At 45.5% G+C, this 1,532-nt stretch carries 2 protein-coding genes; both read right to left on the bottom strand.

All coding sequences use genetic code 11. From position 1 onward, the window contains the following. Positions 1-306: type IV pilin protein (locus A3739_RS20060; RefSeq protein ID WP_156502715.1), on the bottom strand; the 306-nt coding region annotated here is incomplete at its 3' end. A 15-nt stretch (positions 307-321) separates the two neighbouring features. Then, positions 322-1,532 (bottom strand): pilus assembly protein (locus A3739_RS20055; RefSeq protein ID WP_255376789.1); only part of this gene is annotated, 1,211 nt, incomplete at its 5' end.

Raw genomic sequence — 1,532 nt, 5'->3', positions numbered from 1 at the left:
ACCATCGGTCTGAGAAATAGTGATGGTATAAAAACGCGCAATTTCTTGATCTAAGCCATATAAACCAGCACCTGGCAAACCCGTATCGGCACCACCATCGGCAGCATTCGAGTAATGATTATTCTGCGTGTACCAGCGCTCAAGCGCTGAACTCAAACCCATCAGCTCGCTTTGCGCATTCGCGCGATGCGTTGACGCAACATTCTCTTGGTAACTTGGGTAGGCAATCGCGGCCAAAATACCGATGATCGCCACCACAATCATCAACTCAATGAGGGAAAAACCCTGCTGCTTATTTGTCTTCATGTTTTTTTCCTCTCATTATTGATTAATCAACTCGAACCAACCCAAACGACCTTCACGATCAGATGCAGTAGTCGCGGCGTGCTCGCCTTTATCGATACCCGTGCTGTCTTTTGGCTTCTCTTTGTTTGAGCTGAAGGTGTATTTACCAAGTACATTCGTCTCGTTGTTGAAGTTATCGCTCTTCATACCTGCGCCAACGTCGTTTTCGTCAATGAGGCCATCATCATTCAAATCAAGAATAGGCTTGCTTGGATTTAAGCCGGTTAGCAACGGCAAGGCATACAAGTAACTCGCACCACCACCTGAACACTCAGATACATCTGGTATCAAACTTGAGAACAAGGCAATCGGACCAACCTCTGAATCAAACAGCAACTCAGGTTTTTGCGTCACACGCTCACCTTCAGCTGATTCGCCAGAAACGATGAAGTCGACATACCAACCTTCGTTACTGTCCCAGTTCACGTCTGTACCAGTGAGAGACTTCACCTCATCCGTTTCCGTAAAGGTTCTAGCCGCTAGATCGGTACGGACAAGCTCTTGCTCAGTTCCGCTATCCCAGATGGTGTAATAGCTTTGGACATCTACATTCGCTTGGTCGCCATCTACTAAATACTGACCAGTACCAAAAGTAACTAAAGCATTTGGCGAAAAGCCTTTATTAGCTTGCGCACTGTTCAATGCCAAACTAGGTGCTGCCGTAATAGGCTGTGCCGCACCATTACTATCTTTTGCTGAGAATAATGGTTTTGGTGTTGTGCCGGAGTTATAGGCAGAGCCCCAATTGGCAGCATTTGTATTACTCACATCAAAGGCCCACATATTGCCTTTAATATCACCACCATAAATACGATCTGGAATCTGATCACCATTCAAGTCAACAGCCGTTACACCAGATAAACCATTTTTATCAAGCGAGGTACCTACACCCGTATCAATCACAACTTTGTCAGTTGCAGCCCATCCATCTAGACCTTCTTCGATATACAAGATCATGAGTGCTGCACGACCATTGGTTGACTCATAACCATTACCAAAGATAACCGCCCATTTGCCGTTATTCATCAATGAGATTAATGGAGCAGTCGTCAAGAAACCTAGATTTGCATCATCACTTTCAGTGAATTCCCACATTACAGTATTAGCAGCATTCGTCGCTGAGTCTGTAAAGTCATCAGGATTCGTCACATCCAGTGCAAATAAGCCTTTACCACCAGCACGCAGGC

Source organism: Oleiphilus sp. HI0067 (assembly GCF_001635735.1).
Note: the sequence above shows the minus strand (reverse complement) of the source record. Positions and strands in the feature narration are given on the sequence as shown.